The organism is Flavobacterium lotistagni (genome assembly GCF_011392125.1).
Lineage (GTDB): Bacteria > Bacteroidota > Bacteroidia > Flavobacteriales > Flavobacteriaceae > Flavobacterium > Flavobacterium lotistagni.
In genome coordinates, this window is sequence record NZ_JAAJBU010000007.1 from 128,426 (window position 1) to 152,722 (window position 24,297).

Below are 24,297 nucleotides of genomic sequence, written 5' to 3' on the forward strand. Positions count from 1 at the left end.
AAGAGTCAATTTTGAGTCTCTAATATTCATTACAATAATTGCTATGGCGAAAAATTACGCTTTTTGGATATTGATTTTACTAGGCTGTTGGACTGTTAAGGCACAAAACCTCATCAACAACGGAGACTTTGAAAGCGGCAGCAACGGCGTGGGTTTCAATATCAACAGTTCTTTTTACAACGAAATTACGGCTCCATTTTCAGGCAATACCCAACCGGGCAATTATGCGGTAACAAATAATCCGCAGCCGATGAACACCAACTTTTTCATTTCTGGTGGCGATCATACTTCAGGAACCGGAAAAATGCTCGTCGTTGATGCTACCTCTACTGGCGGCGCCCAACGTTTCTGGCGAGCGGGTAGTAATGGCGGCGGGGTTTGCGGGCTTACTGTAGGGGTGAATTACACTTTTAGTTTTTGGGTGAAATCAGTTTCAACACAAGTTTCCGGCCCAGCGACTCAAGCTGATTTTGGTTACCAGGTAATTGGCGCGAGCAATTTTACCCTTATTTCGGGAAGCAACACGGCGCCTTTACCGGCACAAGGTTGGCAGCAAATCGTTCATACCTTCACCGCAACCAATAACTGTGTCAACATCGAAATCTGGGACAACAATACCGCAGCAATAGGTAACGATTTTGCCGTGGATGATTTTTCGCTGACTGGTCCGCCGCAGCCTTTTACATTAAATTATTCCGTTGTCAATCCTTCGTGTTTGGCGATAGCAGACGGAAGTATCGTTGGTTACGGTTCTGGCGGAAATCCTCCGTATGTTTATACTTTAAGCGGTCCGAACGGCAATCAAATCAATGGCACGGGAATTTTCACGGGTTTGGCTACCGGAACTTATTCATTAAATATTTTAGAAGGCGCTGACGGAGAAATCACTATCAACAACATTATACTGTCTTTTCCGCCTGGGCTAACGGTAAGCAATCCGGTTTCGATTTGCCCTAACGCAAGCACCACTTTGACCGTTAGCGGTGGCTCAAGTTATACTTGGTCTTCAGTTCCGTTTGATGATTCGTTGGTGACCAATGTCCAGAATCCGACGGTTTCGCCCGATCAGACCACTACTTACACCGTGGTTTCTTCAAGTATTAACAGCCGCAATTTGGTTTACAACGGAGATTTTTCTTTAGGAAATGTTGGCTTTGTGACTGATTATAACTACTTAAATCCCGTGAATCCAAACGGTGCGCAAAGAGCTTACGGTATCACTACCAATGCGAATTTATGGTCGAATTTTTTCTCTAATTGTACCGATCATACCATCGGAACAGGAAATATGCTTATCGTGGACGGATCGAATATCAATGCCGGAAATGACCGCGTTTGGTGCCAAACTATTCCGGTAATCCCGAACCAGAATTACACCTTTAATTATTGGGTACAAACCGTAGCTTTACCTTCGGTAGCGAATTTAGCAACAGTAATTAATGGACAAACTCTAGCTACACAGACTGCTCCGTCTACCACCTGTAATTGGCAACTGCGTTCTTACACCTGGAATTCAGGCACCAACACTATGGCGCAAATTTGTATCTACAACCGCAATACAGAAGCTACTGGAAATGATTTTGCGCTCGACGATATTAGTTTCACCCCACCTCCAACCACTTGTAATTTATCGGCATCGGTAGTGGTCACGGTCAGTAACGGAACCATACCTGATTTCCCTACTACTCTAAGTCTTTGTCAAGGTGCTCTGGTTCCGTCATTGGAAACAACATCGCCGAACGGAATCTCTGGAACTTGGACGCCTAGTACCATTGACAATAACACTTCCGGCACTTATGAATTTCAGCCTAATGCCAACCAATGCGCAACCAACTTAACTTTGCAAGTAACCGTAAACGAACCCGTTGTTCCCACTTTCAATATCACTAACCCGATTTGCGAAGGAACCACCACCAGTCCGTTACCCACAATTTCGCTAAATAATATTGCGGGTGTATGGACACCGGAATTCGACAATACACAAACTACGTTATACACTTTCAATCCAGCACCAGACCAATGTGGTGGCAGCGCCTTCTTTGAATTGTCTGTAGATCCGCCAGTGGTTCCAACTTTCTCCCCTATAGGCGCATTTTGTAAAGGAAAAGTCATTAACGATCCGTTGCCGCAGTTTTCTACGAATGGCATTTCGGGAAGCTGGACGCCCATTTTCAATACGGAACAAACCACTACTTATACTTTCACCCCTGATGCCGGACAATGTGCCACCACTACTACTCTAGAAGTGGTTATTGTGGAATCGAACTTGACCCCTACTTTTAATTTCGGCCCAAATATAACTACTTGCTTCAGACCGATTGAGGAAGTGCCACCGGCTTTATTGCCCGAAATATCAGACAATGGTATTCCTGGATATTGGACACCGGCTAGTATTAACTATTCGCTTCTCGGGGTTTCTGAATATGTTTTTACACCGATCGTAAATACTTGCGCCTCTAATTTTGTATTGAGCGTCAATGTGGTTGAAGCACCTGATTTTATTGTTAATTCGGGTTGTGTAGGTGATGATTTTGTATTGAGTGTTACCGTATTCGAAATCAAGGAAAACAGTAATTTCACTTGGTACAATGAGCAGAATGAAATCATTGGAAATCAAGCCTCGGTTATCATCACTGAGAAAGGAAAATACAAAGTCGTGAAAGAAACCAACGGCTGTGTCAAAGAAAAAATCATTGATGTGTCGAGTGTGTATTGCAAAATCCCGAAAGGCATTTCTCCGAATGATGACACACTTAACGACTATTTCGACCTGACCAATTTAAACGTGAAACAACTTCAGATTTACAACCGTTACGGCACGGAAGTCTATTCAAAAACGGGTTACAAAAAAGAATGGGACGGAAAAACCAACAGCGGAAAAACCTTACCCGACGGTACTTACTATTATGTAATCGATTTTGAAAACGCACCAACAAAAACCGGCTGGGTTTACATCAACAAATAATCAAACGAAATGAAAAACACGTTCAAAGCCATCGCCATTTTACTGATTCTTTTCAGCCTCGACGCCCAAGCCCAGCAAGATCCACACTATACGCAATATATGTACAACATGAACGTGATTAACCCGGCCTATGCGGGCTCTAAAGAGAATCTTTCTTTTGGATTGCTTTACCGCAAGCAATGGGTAGATATCGAAGATGCTCCGGCGACGTTCTCGTTTTCAGGATCAACTCCAGTGGGTAAAAATGTCGGAATCGGTCTTTCGGTGATTTCCGATAAGATTGGGCCGGTGGAGGAAAACAATGTGTATGGTGATTTCTCTTACACACTGAATTTGGGTGGTGAGCACCGTTTGGCTTTCGGTTTGAAGGCTGGAGCGACTTTCCATAAAGTAGGTTTGTTCAGCGAAATCGGAGACGGAAATGTTCCGGATTTGAACGACCCGGCTTTTCAGGAAAACACCAGCAATACGTTTTTGAACATCGGCTCTGGGGTTTTCTATTACACCCAGAAATACTATGTGGCGTTCTCGGTGCCAAATATTCTCAAATCGACGCATTTGGATTATAACGGAAGAAAATTCGGAGATGAAACCTCACACTATTTCTTGACCGGAGGTTACGTTTTCGATTTGAGCGAGAACACCAAATTCAAGCCTTTTGCGATGGTCAAATCAGCTTTTGGCGCGCCGGTTTCTTATGATATCTCGACCAACTTCTTGTTCAATCAAAAGTTCGAAGTCGGTGCTACTTACCGCAAGGAAGACAGTTTTGGCGCCATGGTCAATTATGCGATTAGTCCGAACCTCAGAATCGGCTATGCGTATGACCACATCATCTCGGATTTGAAAGTTACCACACCATCTTCACACGAAGTTATTTTGTTATTCGATCTGAACTTCCCGAAAAAAGTATCACAATCACCTAGATATTTCTAAAACCAACCTTTCATGAAAAAAACCATCATCGCTTTTAGTTTTTCCCTGTTCAGTTACGGACTGTTGGCTCAAAATTCCGTAACCCAAAAGGCCGACCAATATTTTAATCAATATGAATATGTTAGTGCCGCTGAAGCCTATCTGAAGTTGGTTGAAAACGGCAAGGCAGACGGTTACGTTTATAAACAACTTGCCGACAGTTATTTCAATATGTTCAATACTACCGAAGCTGCAAAATGGTACGCGAAAGCCACCCAAACCAAACAAGATGCGGAAACCTATTACCGCTATGCACAAATGCTCAAAGCCAACGGCAAATACGAAGAAGCGAACAAACAAATGCAAAAATTTGCAGACCAAGCCCCGAACGACCAAAGGGCCAAAGCTTTTAAAGAAAATCCGAATTATGTTCCGAAGCTTTTTGATCTTTCTAAGCTTTATGAAGTCAAAACCGGAAGTTTCAATTCAGACAAATCTGACTTCGGTGCCTTACTGAACAACAATCAGCTGTACTTTACCAGTTCGCGCAATAATTCCCGCAAAGATTACGGTTGGAACAAAGAGCCTTTCTTAGATTTATACCAAGCAGATTTCAACGCAGACCAAACCATCGCCAATGTGCGCAACATCACTGAACTCAATTCTAAATACCACGACGGCCCGGCAACATTGAGTGCTGACGGTAATACGATGTATTTTGCGAGCGACAGTTTCCGCGAATCTTCGTTTGAGAAAGACAGCAAAAACAAACTCAAACTAGGTAGAAACAACTTGTTCGTGACAACAAAATCAGGCGGTAGCTGGGGCAAACCAGTTTCATTACCTTTTAACAGCAGCGAATACTCTACCAGTAACCCGAGTTTAAGCCGCGATGGTAAAACACTTTACTTTTCGTCTAATATGCCCGGAAGCTTGGGTGGTGTCGATATCTGGAAAGTAGCCGTCAATGCCGATGGAAGCTACGGAAAACCTGAGAATCTGGGAGCCAAAATAAATACCGAAGGCAACGAGAGTTTCCCATTTATCGCCGATGACAACACTACACTTTTTTATGCTTCGAGCGGAAAACCCGGACTTGGTGGTTTAGACATTTTTCAGGCCGATTTGAGCAAAGGCTCCGAAGCAGTCAATCTCGGAAAACCCATCAATACTGAAAAAGATGACTTTGCTTTCACCTTCGACAAAAGCCAAAACATCGGATTTCTCTCAAGTAACCGCGATGGCAACGATGACATTTTTGAAGTTCATACCATTTGCAATGTCGATGTAGTGACGGTAGTGACCAATGCTAAAACCGGAGCGATTCTGGCCAACGCCAACGTTTCGATATTAGATGATAAAAAGAATGTCATCGCCACACAAACCAGCAACGATAAAGGCGAAGTAACTTACAAAGTAGATTGTAACAAAGCCTACGCAATTATGGCAGCCAAAGACGGTTTTGAAAGCAACTCATTCGAAGTAGCCAAAAGCAAAGGCGGAACCTTCAATGTGAGCGCGCCGCTTCAACCGATTGATGTGATTGTCACCGAAACCGAGATTGTGCTCAAACCGATTTTCTTCGAATACAATAAAAGTAATATCACCCAAGAAGGCGCTTTCGAGCTAGATAAATTGGTGCAAGTGATGAAAAACAACGAAAAACTGGTGATTCTTGCCAAAGCACACACCGATAATCGAGGCAGCGATACCTATAACCTAAGTCTGTCTGACCGTCGGGCCAAAGCTACTGCGCAGTATGTAATTTCCAAAGGAATTGCTGCCCACCGAATTTCAGGCAAAGGAATGGGCGAAACCGAGCCGAAAATTGATTGCAAGGAAAATTGCACAGAAGAAGACCACGCTGCCAACCGCCGTTCAGAATTTTTGATTGTGAAATAGAATCATCTTTTAGAAAAGAGAAATATTGCTTCTAAAATATATTGATTTAGAGATAATTATACTATTTTTACGCACCACAAGTTAAAATTACATCATGAGAAAACTATTACTACTGGTCGCTGTATTACTTTTTATCAACAGTTTTGGTCAAAATCCGTTATGGAATAAAGTTTCGGAGGAAGCAATAAAATCGTCAGTGAAGATGGAACGTGCTTCTATGCCATCAAAGTTTGAATTGTATTCGTTGAATTTAGACTTGCTTAAATCTCTTTTATTGAAAGCTCCGTTAGATGCTGACAGTACAGTTTCGAATCTCATGATTGCTTTTCCAAATCCAAAAGGAGAATTGAGTGAATATCGAATTTATGAAGCTCCAATTATGGAGAAAGGATTGGCAGATAAATTTCCAGATTTAAAAACATACACAGGAAAAAATATTAAGAATCCTGCTGAAACTATTCGATTTAGTATTACTGTTTTTGGTTTACATGTCATGTCGCTATCGGGTGAAAACGGCACTTTTTATATTGATACCTATTCTAAAGATTTGAAGAATTATATTGTTTACAAAAAACAAGACGTAAATCCGAGTAAATCATTTCAGTGTGGCGTAACAGACAATTCACCTGAAGAATTTAGATTAATTCAAGACCAAATTGAAAAACCAATCCAATACCGAACCAGCGATGGCTTTTTCAGAACCTATCGGCTTGCTATGGCTTGTACTATTGAATTTGCAGCGTTCCATATCAATGCCGCAGGATTGGCCAGTGGTACTTTAAGTCAGAAGAAAGCGGCGGTTTTATCGGCAATGGTGGTTACTATGGCTCGCGTTAATGGTGTTTTCGAAAACGATATGGCCTTAAGAATGAATTTAGTTGCCAACAATGATTTGATTGTTTTTGTTGAATCAGATAGTTTCGACAATTCGAATTCCAGCACGTTAATTAACCAAAGTCAGACCGTTATTGATGCTGCTATAGGTTCATCAAATTATGATATCGGTCATACTGTAAGTACCGGTGGCGGCGGACTTGCGCAATTGAATTCTCCTTGTGGAGGCAGTAAAGCCAGAGGAATTACCGGTCAAGGTTCGCCAGTCGGAGATCCGTTTGATATTGATTATGTAGCACACGAAATGGGTCACCAATGGGGCGCAAATCATACCCAAAATAATGCGTGCAATAGAAATTCTACTACCGCAGTAGAACCGGGAAGTGCTTCAACTATAATGGGATATGCCGGAATTTGTGCACCAAATGTTCAAAATAATTCTGACGCTTATTTTCATACCATCAGTATTTCTGAAATGACAACCTTTATTTCTGGAACCGGAGGAACCTGTGCGGTAGCAGTTGCTAATGGAAATGCGGCTCCAACTGCAAATGCAGGAATTGATTACACGATACCAAAAGGAACAGCGTTTATTTTAAAAGGAGCCGGTTCAGACACCAACGGAGATACTTTAACCTATTGTTGGGAACAAACGAACAACCAAACCAGTACCCAACCGCCTACTCAAACCGCTACTACTGGACCGAATTTTAGATCGATAACGCCATCAACTTCACCGAACCGATATATGCCGCCACTGGCTAGTGTAGTTGCCAATGTTTTGAACCCAACCTGGGAAGTAGTGCCAACTGTGGCTAGAACAATGAATTTTACTTTAACCGTAAGAGACAATAGAACTCCAAATGGCGGACAAAACACAACCGACGATATGGTTCTTACCGTTGCCAATGTAGGTCCGTTTTTAGTGACTAGTCCGAATACTGCGGTATCTTATGTTGGAAATACTTCGCAAACCATTACTTGGGATGTTGCAGGCACTACGGCAAATGGTATTAATTGTGCCAATGTGGATATCCTTTTATCGACCAATGGCGGGCTTACTTTTCCAATAACTTTAGTGGCCGGAACTCCGAATGATGGTACTCAAGCGGTTACTATTCCGAATGTGGCCGGCACTACCAATCGCATCATGATTGCAGGTTCAAATCATATTTTTTATGATGTTTCCAACACTAACTTTACCATTACTGCGGGAACTGCAGACACTACCGCTCCTACACCACCAACACTTGCGGCTTCAAACACTACAAATAACGCAACACTATTAAGTTGGTCAGGAGCCACCGATAACATTGCAGTGGCTAGTTATGTTATTTATAGAAATGGAGTACAAATTGGCACATCGACTGCCACCACTTTCACTGTTACTGGTTTGAGTGCATCAACCAACTATTCTTTTACAGTAAAAGCCCGAGACGCCGATGGGAATCTTTCCGTTGACAGCAATTCGGTCAGCGTAACGACGCTTGCCAATGACAGCACTCCGCCTACTGCTCCTGTTTTAACCAACAGCCTAACAGGCATTACGTCAACTTTTCTCTCTTGGACTGGAGCCACTGATAATGTTGGAGTTGTGAGTTATGACGTGTATCGAAATGGTGTGTTTTTAGTTAACAGAACCACCACCACTTATTTGGTTACAGGCCTAACTGCCGCTACCGCCTACACCTTTTTTGTCAGAGCAAAAGATGCCGCAGGAAATGTTTCTTCAAATAGCAATGTAGTAAATGTTACTACCCAAGCTCCTGATGTTACTCCGCCTTCTGCTCCAACTTTAAGTGCTTCCTCTACAACTTCTAACTCGACAGTACTTTCGTGGTCGGGTGCCACCGATAATGTTGCGATTACTGCATACGATGTTTATCAAGGGGCAACGCTGATCGGAACTACTGCGTCAACAACATACACCGTTACCGGATTGAGCCCGTTGACTTCCTATTCTTTTTCAGTAAAAGCAAGAGATGAAGCCGGAAATGTTTCTGTTTCAAGCAATGTAGTTTCAATAACCACCGCAGCATTTACTTACTGTACTTCGCAAGGAAACAGCGTAGCAGACGAGCTAATTGGCAACGTAACCATTGGAACCATCAACAATACTTCGACTGGCGGAACAGGATATACCGATTTCACTAATCTTTCGACCAATCTTACTTTAGGAAGTACCCCAACGATTTCGATTACACCAACCTGGACCGGAACCGTTTATCCTGAAGGTTACGCTGTTTATATTGATTACAATCGCGACGGAGATTTTACCGATGCTGGCGAAACTGTCTACACCAGAGCTGCTTCGACGACCACACCTATTACCGGCACTTTCACCGTTCCGCTTACAGCTACCTTGGGTACAACTAGAATGCGTGTTTCGTTAAAATACAATGGCGTTCCAACGGCTTGTGAAACTTTTTCTTACGGACAAGTAGAAGATTATACAGTGGTCATTGTGCCTTCGAATACTACTTTAAACCTCAAACTATTTATCGCCGATTACTACGACAATTCTATTGATGAAATGAAAGCGGTTAAATCCAATCAAGGCGTTGGATCAAGTGCAACAGACGTAGATGACATCACTGTTGAATTAAGAAATGCGTCAACATTTGCCACCGACTTCACAACCACTGCAGTTTTACAAACAAACGGAACCGCGGTAGTTACTTTCCCTGCTTTATCTGGTTCGTATTATATTGCGGTCAAGCACCGATCAGCTATACAAACATGGAGCGGTTCGGCAATCACATTCAGTACTTCGAGTGTAAGTTATGATTTTACCAATCAAGCCAACAAGGCCTTTGGTTCGAACATGACACAACTCGAAAGTGGTGTTTGGGGTTTTTATAACGGCGACATCAATCAAGATGAAGTAATTGACAACTCAGATTCTGACACCTTTTTCGTCGACATCGAAAATTCTAATTTTGGTTACTTGAATACCGATTTAAATGGAGATGGCGTAGTTGACAATTCTGATTTAGACAATTTTTATATCAACATTGAAAACTCGGTGTATTCGAATCATCCATAGCAACTCACGCGATTGATAATCTTTTGTTAATTCTGGTTCAAAGCTAGTCAGCGATTTTGTAGCATTATTTCAGATGAATTACATTTGGCGCCAAATGTTAACTTATGAGCCGATTCAAAGAAAACGATTTACCGAAGTCAAAAATCACGGCCAGTTCGCTACAAAAAGCGACTTTAATATTTCAGTTTTCAGCAGCACACCGATGGAAGTTTTTCCTCGGTTTGTTTTTTTTACTGCTGACCGGAGCCACAGCCCTAGCGTTTCCTAAGCTCATGGGCATGTTGGTGGATTGCGTCAAAAACCACGATACAAAACTGGCCAACAACATCGCTTTGGGTTTGGTCGGTATTTTATTTTTGCAATCGTTTTTTTCCTTTTTCAGGCTTTCCCTTTTTGTCAATTTCACCGAAAACACTTTGGCCAACCTACGATTAGCACTCTACGGAAACCTAATCAAATTGCCGATGTCGTTCTTCTCACAAAAGCGCGTGGGCGAACTCAATAGTCGCATCAGCGCGGATATTTCACAAATTCAAGACACACTTACCTCTACTATTGCAGAATTCTTGCGCCAATTTATTTTGATTATTGGAGGAATTATTCTTTTGGCTAGTGAGAGTTTTAAACTCACTTTACTCATGCTGGCGGTGGTGCCATTAGTAGCTGTAGCGGCAGTTATCTTCGGGAGATTTATTCGCAAATATTCCAAAAAAGTACAAGATCAAGTTGCCGAAAGCCAAGTCATTGTTGAAGAAACTCTGCAAGGCATCAGCATCGTCAAAGCCTTTGCCAATGAAGCTTACGAAATTGCGCGCTACACCACCAAAGTGCGCGAAGTGGTTAGTCTGGCCATCAAAGGCGGACAATATCGCGGCTATTTTGCTTCGTTCATCATCTTTTGCTTGTTCGGTTCGATTGTAGCCGTGGTTTGGTATGGTGTACAATTAAGCATCAGCAGAGAAATGAGTGTCGGGCAACTAATTTCGTTCGTATTGTATTCAACTTTTGTAGGTGCTTCTTTTGGCGGAATTGCTGAGCTTTATGCCCAAATTCAAAAAGCCATCGGAGCCACCGAGCGCGTATTTGAATTGCTTGAAGAAACCCCGGAAAAAATTGGACAAACCGAACAAGAATACAAAATCAATGGAAATGTTAGCTTCCAAAAGGTGGCTTTCAGTTATCCGTCGCGCAAAGAAGTTCAGGTATTAAAAGACGTGAGTTTCGAGGCCAAGCACGGTCAAAAAATAGCCATCGTCGGTCCGAGTGGCGTTGGAAAATCAACCATTGCTTCGCTGCTTTTGAAGTTTTATGACATCGATGGTGGAAGCATTCAAATTGACGGCAAAGACATCGGTGATTATCCGTTAGAAGTTTTGCGCGGACACATGAGCATTGTTCCACAAGATGTAATTTTGTTTGGCGGAACGATTCGCGAGAACATTGCCTACGGAAAACCTGGCGCCACCGATGCCGAAATTATCAAAGCTGCCCAACAAGCCAACGCGCTAAATTTCATTGAAAGTTTCCCTGAAAAAATGGAAACCATTGTGGGCGAACGCGGCATCAAACTCTCGGGCGGTCAACGCCAACGCATTGCGATTGCGCGCGCGCTGCTCAAAAATCCGAGTATCCTAATTTTGGACGAAGCTACCTCTTCACTCGACAGCGAAAGTGAAAAACTAGTGCAAGAAGCGCTAGAAATATTGATGGAAGGTCGCACGAGCATCATCATCGCACATCGACTTTCAACGATTCGTTCAGCGGATTCGATTATTGTTCTCGACCAAGGAAAAATTACCGAACAAGGCACACACGCTCAATTAATGGAAATTGAAAACGGGACATATAAAAACCTGAGCCAGCTTCAGTTTAGCCATACATAAAATGACATCTATGAATAAAATTACGCTTATTTTGTTATTGGGAATTTCATTTATTTCAGTAGCGCAAACCAAAAACTCAAAGCCTTTTGTATTGGGTTACACCGACGAGCTGGAATCAAAAATTTTATCCGAGAAGCGAACCATCAATATTTATTTGCCCGAAGGATACAAAGCCAACGACACCATTCATTATCCGGTGATTTACTTGCTCGATGGCGGCGCTGATGAAGATTTTATCCACACGGTCGGATTGGTGCAATACAATACTTTCTCGTGGATTGACCGTATTCCGCAATCGATAGTCGTGGGCATTGCCAATACGGATCGCAAGCGTGATTTCACTTTCCCGACTTTGGTGGAAGTAGAAAAAAAACGATTTCCCACCACTGGCGGCTCGCAAAACTTTATGGACTTCATAGAAAAAGAACTCCAGCCTTTTATCCGAAGTAAATACAAAGGCACTGCGCAAAGTACCATCATCGGACAATCATTAGGTGGATTGTTGGCCACAGAAATATTACTGACACGGCCTGCCTTATTCAATCGCTACATCATCATTAGCCCAAGTTTATGGTGGAACGACGGCAGTATTTTAAAACAAGATTCACAGATTTTAAAAGAAACTTTTCCCCAAAATACAAAAGTTTATATTGGTGTGGGAAAAGAAGGTTTAGCAACTAGTAAAAATCCGCATGTGATGGAAGTTGATGCCAATATCCTAGCCGAGAAACTCCTACAATCCAAAAACAAAAACCTGAAAGTGTATTTCGATTATATGCCTGAAGAAGACCACGCGACTTCATCACATCCAGCTATGTTTAATGCCTTTAGGTTGTTGTATCCGAAGAAAGATTAAACACGAATTCCACGAATTAATTAGTGTAAATTAGTGGAATTTGTGTTTATTTTCTGCATCTGTAAATCTTTGCAACCCGAGTTTATTTTCCCCTTCTGCGGTCGCGTTCGGTTTTTAGCAAAGTGAGTTCGCGGCTGGTTTGTCCGGCTACTGAAGTATTTTCTTCGGCGCGGCGAATCAAGTAAGGCATCACATCGCGCACCGGTCCGAAAGGAAGATACTTTGCTACATTATAACCGGCTGCTGCCAAATTATAGCTGATATTGTCACTCATGCCATAAAGTTGCCCGAACCAAATGCGCGGATCGTTTTTAGCAATGCGTTTCTCTTGCATGAGTTGCATCAGTTTATACGAACTTTCTTCGTTATGCGTTCCGGCAAAAATGGCCATGGTATCGAGGTGTTCTACCATATAATGCACCGAAGCGTCGTAATTGATATCGGTCGCTTCCTTCGAAACACAAATTGGTGACGGATGACCTTTTTCCTCAGCGCGCGCGTTTTCCTTTTCCATATATGCGCCACGCACGAGTTTCATTCCGATGAAAAACCCTTCTGCTTTTGCTACTTCGTGTAGTTTCTTCAGATAATCCAAACGGTCCCAACGGTACATTTGCAAAGTGTTGAAAACAATCGCTTTCTGCTTGTTGTAACGGCGCATCATTTCGGTGACGAGCTCATCGGCAGCATCTTGCATCCAGCTTTCCTCGGCATCAATCAAAAGCGCGACATCTTTAGCGTGGGCTTCTTTACAAACCATATCAAAGCGGTTCACGACTTTTTCCCATTCTATTTGTTCAGCATCATTTAATTTTTCACCGGAACCGAGTTTTTCATACAAATCCAACCTACCGAAACCCGTGGGCTTAAAAACCGCAAACGGAATCGCCTGACGTTCTTTAGCGAACTCAATCGTTTTTAAAGTCATTTCAAGAGCGGCATCAAACTGCGCTTCTTCTTCTTTTCCTTCCACGGAATAATCCAAAACAGACGAAACGCCTTTGGTATACATTTTATCCACTACCGGTAAACAATCGTCTTCATTTACCCCACCACAAAAATGGTCGAAAACTGTCGCGCGGATCAAACCCTCTACCGGCAAATGCGCTTTGATCGCAAAGTTGGTCACGGCAGTACCAATGCGCACTAGCGGCTGACTATCGATGAGTTTGAACAGGAAATAAGCGCGGTCTAATTCGGTATCACTTTTCAGGGCAAAGGCGACTTGGGTGTCATTGAAGATTTTTTCCATGGTAGTTTTGATAATAGGACAAATATAACGACTACGGATTAAAATCTAATCAAAAATTGCCGTATTTTGCGCCCGAAAATTACACAATCCTTTATGTCTGTCCTTCAAGCCAATGGCTATCCGATTTATTTCAACGCGCAAGGTTACGAAGCTTTGAACGCGCATTTGGCGGCCTCGAAATACTCTTCAATCTTTATTCTCACCGACAGCCATTCCAACGAATATTGCTTGGGGAAATTCTTGCCTTTTCTGGCTACGGAAATTGCTATCGAAATCATCGAATTCGAATCCGGAGAAAGTTCCAAAACTATCGAAACCTGCGTGGAAATCTGGAACGTGCTGACCGAACTCGGCGCCGACCGAAAAAGCGTCATTATCAATCTGGGTGGCGGCGTGGTCACTGATTTAGGCGGATTTGTCGCAAGCACTTTCAAACGCGGGATTGATTTCATTCATGTTCCAACCACTTTATTGGCGATGGTCGATGCCTCGGTAGGCGGAAAAAACGGCGTGGATTTGGGCGTACTGAAAAACCAAATCGGCGTAATCAATGTGCCGCAAATGGTGCTGATTGATTCAGATTATCTCGATACTTTACCGCAAAACGAAATGCGTTCTGGTTTGGCGGAAATGCTCAAACACGGCTTGATTTACGATAAAGATTACTGGGAAAAATTTCTTGATTTAAAACAACTCGACGCTCAAGATTTGAATGCGCTGATTTACCGCTCGATCGAAATCAAGAACGAAATCGTAAAGCAAGACCCAACCGAAAACGGCATCAGAAAAGCACTGAATTTCGGGCATACTTTGGGCCATGCGATTGAGAGTCATTTCCTTGAAAACCCTAACAAAAACAACTTGCTGCATGGCGAGGCAATTGCCGCCGGAATGGTTCTGGAAAGTTATTTGTCTTGGAAAAAAGGTTGGATTTCCGAGGCCGATTACCGCCAAATCAAAGACACTATTTCGGGTATCTTTGAACCGATTATTTTTGAACAAGTAGACATTGAACCTATTTTGGATTTGTTGATACACGACAAAAAAAACGAATACGGAACGGTGCAATTCGCGCTCATTGAAGCCATCGGTCAAATCAAAATCGACCAAACGGCTGAAAAAGAATTGATCCTTGCTGCCTTTCAAGATTATCAAGCCTAGTACCTGTTAGGATATCGACCCCATTTCCCTGGGTCAATTACCCTATTTTCAAACCCTTAAAATAATCTGGAAATCTTGACATTTTTTTAATCAAAACGATTGCACAAGAAATATTTTATTTTTTACATTTGCCCTGATGAATAACAACAACCATAACGCCCACGCAGCCTTTGCTGGCAGCGAAAACCACAAATCTTTCCGCAAGATATTGAAGGGCGTTTTGACACCCAATTCGGTTTCGGTTTGGGAAGTGTTCTCCCTCACCAGCTCATTCAACGAAAAATTGCCGATCATTTACGCGAATATCAGGGTTTGAATTTTAGATTCGAAACGGACCACTAGTTCATTTTTAATCTAAAAACCACAGCCTTTCAATGAATACCAAATATTTCGACCTGATCAACCAAACCTATTATTTCCCACAAGCAGAATTCACGCTCAACAAAGACAACCTGTTATTCCACAACATCGATTTGATGAAACTCGTGGAGCAATACGGAACACCGCTGAAATTCACTTACTTGCCGCAAATTTCTAGCAACATCAAACGCGCCAAGAATTGGTTCCGTAATGCGATGGAAAAAAACAAGTACGAAGGGAAATACTACTACTGTTACTGCACCAAAAGCTCGCATTTTTCCTATATCATGAACGAGGCGTTCAAGAACAATATCCATATTGAAACGTCTTCTGCGTTCGATATCAATATTGTCGAAAACCTGCTTTCGGAAGGCAAAATCAGCAAAAGCACTTACGTGATCTGCAACGGTTTCAAACGCGACCAATATGTGGAAAACATCGCGCGCTTGATCAACAATGGGCACAAGAACACCATTCCAATCATCGACAATTACGAAGAACTCGATTTGTTGCAAGCCGAAATCAAAGGCAAGTTCAAAATCGGCATCCGGATTGCCGCCGAAGAAGAACCGAAATTTGAATTCTATACTTCGCGTTTGGGCATTGGATATAAGAATATCGTTCAGTTTTACCGCAAGCAAATTCAGGAAAACCCGAATCTCGAGCTCAAGATGCTGCACTTTTTCATCAACACGGGCATCAACGATACGGCTTACTACTGGAACGAGCTCGTAAAATGTATCAAAGTATACATCGCGCTCAAAAGAGAATGCCCGACACTCGACGGACTCAACATTGGCGGCGGTTTCCCGATCAAGAATTCACTCGCTTTCGAATACGATTACCAATACATGATCGACGAGATCATCAACCAAATTAAAATCGCCTGCGACGAGGAAGAAGTAGAAGTACCGAACATTTTCACTGAATTCGGTTCGTTTACCGTGGGCGAAAGCGGCGGCGCGATTTATCAAATTCTCTATCAGAAACAACAAAACGACCGCGAAAAGTGGAACATGATCGACTCGTCTTTCATCACCACTTTACCCGATACTTGGGCCATCAACAAGCGTTTCATCATGCTGGCCATCAACCGCTGGAACGACACCTACGAGCGCGTTTTGCTTGGCGGCTTGACCTGCGACAGCGACGACTATTACAACTCCGAGCAGAACATGAACGCCATCTACCTGCCCAAGTACAACAAGGAAAAACCTTTGTACATCGGCTTTTTCAATACCGGCGCCTATCAGGAAACCATTGGCGGCTACGGCGGATTGCACCACTGCCTGATTCCACAGCCGCGCCACATCTTGATCGACCGCGACGAAAACGGCATTTTGGCGACCGAGATTTTCTCTGAGCAACAAACTTCAGAAGAAGTGCTCAACATATTAGGATATAATAAAAAATAATTTATTTTTGAAAATGATTTTCAGGAGCTGATTCCTGCTGTACGCTTATATCTTTCGCGCTGAACGCCAGCGCAAAAGGATAACCGCTTCCATCAGGGCTAGGGCTACAGAATCACAAACCACATTATTATGAGTAAAGGACCCATCAGTCAATTTATCGAGAAACACTATTTGCACTTCAATGCCGCCGCACTGGTTGACGCTGCTAAAGGATACGAAGCCCATTTGCTCGACAACGGCAAAATGCTGATTTCATTGGCCGGCGCCATGAGTACCGCCGAATTGGGCAAATCATTGGCTGAGATGATCCGTCAAGACAAAGTACACATTATTTCGTGTACCGGCGCCAACCTCGAGGAAGACATCATGAACCTCGTGGCCCACAATTCCTATAAGCGCGTGCCGAACTACCGCGATTTGAGCCCACAAGAAGAATGGGATTTACTCGAAAACCACTACAACCGCGTTACCGATACTTGCATTCCTGAAGAAGAAGCTTTCCGCAGATTGCAATCGCATTTATACGATATTTGGAACAATGCCGACTCGAAAGGCGAGCGTTATTTTCCGCACGAGTTCATGTACCAAATGATCAATTCCGGCGTTCTGAAACAATATTACGAGATCGACCCGAAAGATTCCTGGATGGTCGCCGCCGCAGAAAAAAACCTGCCGATAGTCGTTCCAGGTTGGGAAGACAGCACCATGGGAAATATTTTCGCATCGTATTGCATCAAAGGTGAATTCAAGCCCACAACCATGAAAAGCGGGATTGAATACATGATGTGGTTGGCCGATTGGTACACTAAAAACTGCGAAGGAAAAGGAATCGGTTTCTTCCAGATTGGTGGTGGTATCGCCGGAGATTTCCCTATTTGCGTCGTGCCGATGTTGTACCAAGATATGGAAATGCACGATGTGCCGTTCTGGAGTTATTTCTGCCAGATTTCAGATTCGACTACCAGTTACGGTTCTTATTCCGGCGCTGTGCCGAACGAAAAGATTACTTGGGGAAAACTCGATATCCATACTCCAAAATTCATTGTTGAATCCGATGCTACAATTGTAGCCCCACTAATTTTTGCTTACCTACTTGATTTATAATAAACTATGAGAAGAATTATTGTTGATTACTCTAAACTGACCAACGAAATCCTTACCTTATTGGTGGAAAAATTCCCTGACGGCTACGATGACTCGAACATCATCCGCTTCCGCAACGCCCACAACGAATTGATTGAAGCCGTAGAAGTGCGCACTGAAGACACGATTTATTTAGTAAAAGTGAGCACCAAACTCGCGAGCCGACTCGAAAAATTTGAAGAAGACGACGATCTAGACGATATCGTAGAACCAATCGATGTGATCAAAGGCATTGATATCGACGACGAAGACGCGCCTTCGGAAGATGATGATGAGGAAGAAGTAGATATCACTAAAGATCCGGGCGGCTCAGACGATGATGGCGATGACGACGACGATGATGAGGACGATGAAGATGATATCGCCGACGACGAAGATGACGACGACGACGAATAAAGAAAAACAAATTATAAATACAACTAAGGAACTTTCGGGTTCCTTTTTTTATCGCTGCACATGATTAGTTCCTTTCCGCCTATTACTAGCCCTAATGCGCAAATCCTGATTTTAGGCACAATGCCCGGCGCGATGTCTTTACAACAACAGGAATATTACGCGCACAAGCAGAACCAATTTTGGAAAATTCTCTTTACGGTTTTTTCAGATGGCATTGTTCCTGAGAATTTTGAGTTTAAAGTCCAACTTATCAAAGAGAACCGAATCGTCCTTTGGGATGTACTGGCAAACTGCGAGCGCGAAGGCAGCCTCGATGTCAATATCAAAAACCATCAGGAGAACGACATTCCGGGTTTGTTGCAGGAATTTCCGGGCATCAGAAAAATCTTGTTCAATGGCAAAGAAAGCCACCGGTATTTCATGAAGAAATTTGGAAACTTAGATGGCATTGAATTCCACGTCATGCCCTCCACAAGCCCAGCCAACACAGTCAAGTTTGAAGAAAAACTAAAGTCCTGGTGCGAAGCACTGATTTAAATTCTTTAAACAACGACTTCCTACAGCGAAGCGGTCTTAAAGCAAAGCGGTCCTACAGCGAAGCGGTCCTCTCAAAGATACCGCTCCACAAAAACCCGCTGGTGGTGGTTCTGATGCCCAATAATCACAAAGCCCAAAGCCCTAACCGACATCGGATGATTGGAAGCGGTGCCTACTTGCAATAAATCTTCCTCAGAAAAACTCTTGAACAATGACAAAGTGGCTTGCCTCACCACGGCCAATTCGGTAAGTAAATCCTGAATGCTACGTGTGTTGGCTCGGGCTTCATCCACATAAACATTCTCGTCGAAACTAGGTAAAGGGGTTTTGTCTTTTCTCGCAAACCGTAACGCCCGATAGGCAAAAATCCGTTCGGCATCAATCAAATGCAATAGAATATCTTTGATTGTCCATTTACCTTCGGCGTAACGATAATCAAATTTGTCCATCGGGATGTTTTGCACGAATTTAATCAATCGATGTACAGATATTTCGAGTTCTTCTATTAGGTTGTATTCGTTGGAAACCGCTGCAATGTATGGCGCGTAGTGTACTGCGTATTCCGTGTTTGGTAATTGATTGACTTTCATTAGTTAAAGTTTTACGCCGAATTCCGGCTGGCATTAATATTTCCGAATAACGAACGGGTGACTAATTTCTGGTAGGTTTCGATTAGTTGGGTATCGGCATTCTCTTGTTTTTGCAACTGACTGATTCGAAGCAGCGCGTACTGCTGAATAGCCAATAACGGCTTGACAATATTCTCACGCATCGCTATGGAAGCCTTGCCGTCGGGATAATTTTCCATAAGTTCGCTATGACCCGCTATTTTAAGTAGTAATCGTTTAGTTTCAAGGTATTCGTTGTAAATAATTTGCCAAAAAGCACCAAATCCCGGATCGTCTTTTAAGTAAGCCGTCAGCGGAAAGAATGATTTTGCCAAAGACATCATACTGTTTTCGAGTAAAGTCCTGAAAAAAAGCGAATCGCGATACAAATGCTGCACTTGTGTCCAACGACCTGATTGCTCAAAATGCTTTAACGCACTGCCAACGCCAAAAAATCCAGGCACATTTTGTTTGAGTTGGCTCCACGAACCGACAAACGGAATCGCTCGCAGTTCTGAAAAATCTAGCGTATCGGAATTGCTTCTTTTACTCGGGCGGCTGCCAATATTGGTTTTCGCATAATAATTTAAGGTACTAATCTGCTCTAGATAAGGAATGAACTTCGGATGCTTCTTGAAATTAGAATATCGCTGATACCCGATTTGCGCCAATTCATCCAATATCGATTTCTGGCTTTCGGTCAACGTCGCTTGCGTTTGGTCAAACAGTTGGTTGCTCACGCCCGCACTGAGTAAATTTTCTAAATTGTACCGGCAAGAATCCGGCGTTCCGAAATTGGAACTGATGGTTTGCCCTTGCACAGTGACTTGAATTTCACAATTTTCGATAGAACGCCCTAATGAAGCATAAAACTGGTGCGTTTTCCCGCCGCCGCGCGCAGGTGGTCCGCCACGACCGTCAAAGAAAATTACTTTAATACCGTATTTTCTGGACACCGAAGTGATATTTTCTTTTGCTTTATAAATACTCCAGTTGGCCATCAGGTAGCCGCCGTCTTTGGTGCCATCAGAAAAACCGAGCATCACTGTTTGTTGGTTACCCCGACTTTGCAAATGCTTTTTATAAATCGGATTGTTGTACAATTGCTCCATAATTTCCGGGGCATTTTGCAAATCATCGATTACTTCAAAAAGCGGCACGATGTCAAGTGTTGGATGTTCCCAATCACAGCTTTGCGCCAAAGCCAAAACCTGCATCACATGCCAAGCGCTTTCGCAATTGCTAATGATGTAACGATTGCAAGCAGGCTCGCCATTCTTATTTTGTATGGTTTTCATCGCATAGAGAGATTCGATGGTCGCGCGGGTAAGGCTACCAAAATTGTCTGCGATTAACTTGGGATAATTTTGCTGAAACAGCTTCATTTTCTCAGTGATCGATTTCGACTGGAAATTCTCATCAACTTTAAACAAATCGGCGAAAACGGCATCGTGAATCTTACTGTTCTGACGCAAATCGAGCGAAGCAAAGTGAAACCCGAACAACTTGACCTTATTGATCAAATCGTTGATCTCATCCAAATACAGGGATTGGTGTTCTTCGATAATAATTTCCCTGATTTGATGCAGTTGTTTTTCAAAAGCAGCTACGGTAATAAAAATAGCCCCTTCGGAATAAAACACCGAGCGATAAATCTTCTGCTCTAAATCGGCAATCAGAACATCAACTTTATTGAAAGTCAGTTTGCGTTTGAGATTGCGAATATCCTTGTAATAATTTTTCAAAATAGACGAGCGCAAACGTTCAGCTACTTGAAGCGTAATCTCCGTAGTAACAAACGGATTGCCATCGCGGTCGCCACCGGGCCAAAAACCTAAATTGAAAATCGGGTTCTTGAGTTCCGCACCGGCAAAAACATTCTTTTGAATATACGAAAGCATGGCACCACAAGTTTGGTAAAAAACGTTTTCAAGGTACCAAGTCAAACTTACCGCCTCGTCGAATGGTGTTGGTTTTTGCTTTTTGATGAAAGGCGTTTTGCCCAACTGCGAGAGCAATTCTTTAATCTTGACCAAATCGTCTTGACGAATCGCGGCCGTTAAATCGGTGATAATGCCCAGCACAGAACCCGGATAAAACTGCGTCGGATGCGCTGTAAGCACCGTTCTGACTTTGAACTCGTTTAAAAAATCCCGAAAAGCCTCGGCCTTACCTTGACCGTCAGCCGTTTCTTTACTGTCGCGCAAAGAGCCTTTTCCTTCCAGGTTATTGACAATCGGAAAGGCGGCATCTTCAATCGCGTCAAACAACACAATCTGACGCTCAATATATTGGATAAAACGAAACAACAAACCGATTTTATGATGCTCGTCGGCATTGTCCAAATATTTTTGATTGAAGAAATTTACAATCTCAATTGGTGTTTCTTGCCGTTGGAAGCCCTTTTCGCAAACTTCGGAAAACAGTGGCAAGAGCACGCCGGTATTGTCAATCGCATCGAAAGGCAAAGTCAAAAACACGCTGTTGTAAACGTGATATTTCGATAACACATTCTGATGGAACCGTTCGATTTTGGTCAGCGTATACATGATAAGATGAATTTGAGCAAAAGTTAACACGAATTCCGCGAATTTACACCAATTCGTCTTCTATATTTTTGGAACTAGTGCCAAATAAAAAACCCCAAGGATTACTTGAGGTTTTAAATATCGTGATTGAAAAGTTTACATGTTCTTGAAAATCGTGTGCATTAGACGCTTTTTGTCGTTGATGCTTTCTTCGAGTGAAATCATGGTTTCGGTGCGGTAAACGCCTTCGATGTCGTCGATCATGAAGATGACTTCTTTGGCGTGCTTGGTGTCTTTCGCACGGATTTTACAGAAAATGTTGAATTTCCCTGTTGTAACCGAAGCCACAGTAATGTATGGAATTTCGTTGATGCGCTCCAAAACGAATTTGGTTTGTGAAGTATTGTTCAGAAAAACCCCAATGTAGGCAATGAACGAATAACCCAATTTGTCATAGTCGAGCACTAACGACGAACCCATAATGATACCGGCGTCTTCCATTTTCTTGACGCGCACGTGCACGGTGCCCGCGGAAATCAGTAACTTTTTGGCAATGTCAGTAAACGGAATTCTGGTATTGTCAATCAACATGTCTAAGATCTGGTGATCTACTTCATCTAATCGAAACTTGCTCATAAATATTGCTAGTGTTATGTTTTGGCTAAATGTAAAAAGAACAGTTGAATTATTCGCTACAAATCCAGAAAATTATTAACTATTTATCCGGCCATTAACAATTTTAATGTTTTTATCTAACCAAAAATCTGCTTTTACATCTAATTTCGGAATATTGTCAGTTGAATCTGAATAAACTGCTCCTTGAGCATCAAATACAACATGCCCAAAATAATTTTCTAAATCTCCAATCTGGGCAAAATATCCGTTAAAGCAAAGCTGGCCGTTAATCAACTCTTCTTTAAATTGAACGGCGAAATTCGTATTTTTTTCAATACCATCATAATTTATCTTGACATTTTTATAAACAATATCAAAAAAAACGACCTTATTTTGAGGAATTTTCAAGTAATCATCCGTTTTATTATGAACTACAACGTTTTCGTTAAGGAATTGTAAAGACGCAAGAAGCGCAATAAATATATATTTCCGTGTTGCTTCGCGCTGATAGTCTTCTTGAAAATGTCCGGCCTCAAACAAAATCGTCGGTGCGCCAAACGATTGGAAAGTATCGCCGACGCAATTCAAATTAAACGCATCGTCAAAACGCCCGACTTGCCCGGGAATGAATTGTTGCAAAACTTCGTTCATAGCAACAATTACCGCTATGGCTTTTTCACGAGTTGCATTTATCTCGCGTTGTAGGTTAAAAGCTGGTGCCAAAAAAGAAACGGTGGCAGGTAAATTCGAATCGCCAACGCCATAAATCGTGCGCTGGTCGTGCAAGTTGAAACAATAATGCGGCTGAAACTCCTCAAAACATTGGCGCAACAACCTGCTTTCGGGCTGTGATAAATTCTGTGCGTCGCGGTTCAAATCTATACCGTTAGCGTTCTCACGTGTATAAGCTTCGGAACCGTCAGGGTTGAGCATGGGCAGAATCATCAAGGTAAAATGCGACAACCATCGTTGGGCCAATGCTTCATCGCTATGCAAAAATTGCAACAAATCGAATACAGCTTTGGTCGTCGTGCTTTCGTTACCATGCATTTGCGACCACATTAAAATGCGCGTATTGCCCTGACCTATTTTATACCTATATAAAGGTTGCCCTAAAACAGAGCTTTCTACGATATCGAGTTGGCCGTCCGTATTCCATTGCTGTAATAAAGGTTCGATGTTGTTCAGTGTGATATAACGGCCTGACAATGTCTTTTCCTGATATTCTTCGGCTAAAAATTGATAATTCATGCTAATGATAAATAATTATGGGCGATACTCGAAACTGTTCTCCGGAATTTTTCCTTTGACGCCAGCAAAATGGGGCAAAAGAATTTTCATATCGGCTTCGTAGTTGCCCGTGGGATAAAAAGGCTGCCCAATTCGCACTTGTTTATTTTGGAAATCGAAAGCCACCGGAATAATAGGAACTTGGGCTTTGACTGCAATATAATAAAAGCCGGTCTTGAGTTCGCTGACTTTCTTTCTTGTTCCTTCAGGAGAAATGGCCATGCGAAAAACGGTTTTGTTTCGAAAAATTTCAGCAATCGCATCTACTCTGTTCAAACCTCCGGTGCGGTCAAGCGGTGTGCCGCCCATCCATCGGAAATACCAGCCAAACGGAAATCGGAACAACTCTTTCTTGCCCACATAATGCATCTCTAAACCCAGAATACCTCTGGTAAAAAGTCCCAAATAGAAATCGTGCCAGCTCGTGTGTGGCATCACCATGAGCACGCATTTTTTAATTTCAGGCGAAACCGTCCCGATTATCTTCCAACCCATCAAACGAAAGAAAATGAACCGATAGAGGCTTTGTTTCATAAGGAAATTGTTGATTACATTCTGGGCAAGTGCTGTAAAATTAACATTTATCTGCTA

The 24,297-nt window shown here is 42.6% G+C and carries 17 protein-coding genes; 11 read left to right on the forward strand and 6 right to left on the reverse strand.

The genetic code is table 11. The annotated features are described in order from the left end of the window. Window positions 1-43 precede the first annotated feature (43 nt). The 6 genes from G4D82_RS09525 to G4D82_RS09550 all read left to right on the forward strand — a co-directional run bounded on the left by G4D82_RS09525 (window position 44) and on the right by G4D82_RS09550 (window position 12,401). Window positions 44-2,965 carry a gliding motility-associated C-terminal domain-containing protein gene (locus tag G4D82_RS09525; protein WP_166337010.1) on the forward strand — a complete coding sequence of 974 codons (2,922 nt, stop codon included), beginning with the start codon at window positions 44-46 and terminating at the stop codon, window positions 2,963-2,965. Between the two features lie 9 nt (window positions 2,966-2,974). Next, a complete protein-coding gene (locus G4D82_RS09530; RefSeq protein ID WP_166337012.1) occupies window positions 2,975-3,901 on the forward strand; it encodes a PorP/SprF family type IX secretion system membrane protein in 927 nt (308 codons plus the stop codon). A gap of 12 nt (window positions 3,902-3,913) precedes the next feature. After that, complete coding sequence (locus G4D82_RS09535) at window positions 3,914-5,782, forward strand: OmpA family protein (RefSeq protein WP_166337014.1); 1,869 nt, start codon at window positions 3,914-3,916, stop codon at window positions 5,780-5,782. 94 nt (window positions 5,783-5,876) lie between these two features. Further along, window positions 5,877-9,662 (forward strand): reprolysin-like metallopeptidase, encoded by a 3,786-nt coding sequence (locus tag G4D82_RS09540; protein WP_235924329.1) that lies wholly within the window; start codon window positions 5,877-5,879, stop codon window positions 9,660-9,662. A 104-nt stretch (window positions 9,663-9,766) separates the two neighbouring features. Continuing rightward, a complete protein-coding gene (locus G4D82_RS09545; protein WP_166337016.1) occupies window positions 9,767-11,545 on the forward strand; it encodes an ABC transporter ATP-binding protein in 1,779 nt (592 codons plus the stop codon). A 10-nt stretch (window positions 11,546-11,555) separates the two neighbouring features. After that, window positions 11,556-12,401, forward strand: a complete 846-nt coding sequence (locus G4D82_RS09550) for an alpha/beta hydrolase (RefSeq protein WP_166337018.1) — start codon at window positions 11,556-11,558, stop codon at window positions 12,399-12,401. Between the two features lie 82 nt (window positions 12,402-12,483). Here the strand turns inward: G4D82_RS09550 and G4D82_RS09555 are convergent, their stop codons facing one another. Next, entirely contained in the window at window positions 12,484-13,653 is a 1,170-nt protein-coding gene (locus G4D82_RS09555; RefSeq protein WP_166337020.1) for a proline dehydrogenase family protein, read from the reverse strand. 93 nt (window positions 13,654-13,746) lie between these two features. Here G4D82_RS09555 and aroB point away from each other — a divergent pair, with 93 nt between their 5' ends. The 5 genes from aroB to G4D82_RS09580 all read left to right on the forward strand — a co-directional run bounded on the left by aroB (window position 13,747) and on the right by G4D82_RS09580 (window position 18,665). Continuing rightward, on the forward strand, window positions 13,747-14,814 hold the full coding sequence (gene aroB, locus G4D82_RS09560; protein WP_166337022.1) for a 3-dehydroquinate synthase: 1,068 nt from the start codon (window positions 13,747-13,749) through the stop codon (window positions 14,812-14,814). Window positions 14,815-15,188: 374 nt separating this feature from the next. Next, complete coding sequence (locus tag G4D82_RS09565; RefSeq protein ID WP_166337024.1) at window positions 15,189-16,589, forward strand: type III PLP-dependent enzyme domain-containing protein; 1,401 nt, start codon at window positions 15,189-15,191, stop codon at window positions 16,587-16,589. Window positions 16,590-16,718: 129 nt separating this feature from the next. After that, window positions 16,719-17,693 (forward strand): deoxyhypusine synthase family protein, encoded by a 975-nt coding sequence (locus G4D82_RS09570; RefSeq protein WP_166337025.1) that lies wholly within the window; start codon window positions 16,719-16,721, stop codon window positions 17,691-17,693. 6 nt (window positions 17,694-17,699) lie between these two features. Next, entirely contained in the window at window positions 17,700-18,128 is a 429-nt protein-coding gene (locus tag G4D82_RS09575) for a DNA primase (protein WP_166337026.1), read from the forward strand. 60 nt (window positions 18,129-18,188) lie between these two features. After that, window positions 18,189-18,665 (forward strand): DNA-deoxyinosine glycosylase, encoded by a 477-nt coding sequence (locus tag G4D82_RS09580; RefSeq protein WP_166337027.1) that lies wholly within the window; start codon window positions 18,189-18,191, stop codon window positions 18,663-18,665. Between the two features lie 71 nt (window positions 18,666-18,736). On the opposite strand, the gene G4D82_RS09585 is transcribed toward G4D82_RS09580, so the two are convergent. The 5 genes from G4D82_RS09585 to G4D82_RS09605 all read right to left on the reverse strand — a co-directional run bounded on the left by G4D82_RS09585 (window position 18,737) and on the right by G4D82_RS09605 (window position 24,240). Then, complete coding sequence (locus tag G4D82_RS09585; protein WP_166337028.1) at window positions 18,737-19,255, reverse strand: DinB family protein; 519 nt, start codon at window positions 19,253-19,255, stop codon at window positions 18,737-18,739. An 11-nt stretch (window positions 19,256-19,266) separates the two neighbouring features. Then, window positions 19,267-21,822, reverse strand: a complete 2,556-nt coding sequence (locus tag G4D82_RS09590; RefSeq protein ID WP_166337029.1) for a phosphoenolpyruvate carboxylase — start codon at window positions 21,820-21,822, stop codon at window positions 19,267-19,269. A 135-nt stretch (window positions 21,823-21,957) separates the two neighbouring features. Beyond that, window positions 21,958-22,437, reverse strand: a complete 480-nt coding sequence (locus G4D82_RS09595) for an Lrp/AsnC family transcriptional regulator (protein ID WP_166337030.1) — start codon at window positions 22,435-22,437, stop codon at window positions 21,958-21,960. Window positions 22,438-22,512: 75 nt separating this feature from the next. Continuing rightward, a complete protein-coding gene (locus G4D82_RS09600; protein ID WP_166337031.1) occupies window positions 22,513-23,667 on the reverse strand; it encodes a M14 family metallopeptidase in 1,155 nt (384 codons plus the stop codon). A gap of 15 nt (window positions 23,668-23,682) precedes the next feature. After that, entirely contained in the window at window positions 23,683-24,240 is a 558-nt protein-coding gene (locus G4D82_RS09605; protein WP_166337032.1) for a 1-acyl-sn-glycerol-3-phosphate acyltransferase, read from the reverse strand. Window positions 24,241-24,297 lie beyond the last annotated feature (57 nt).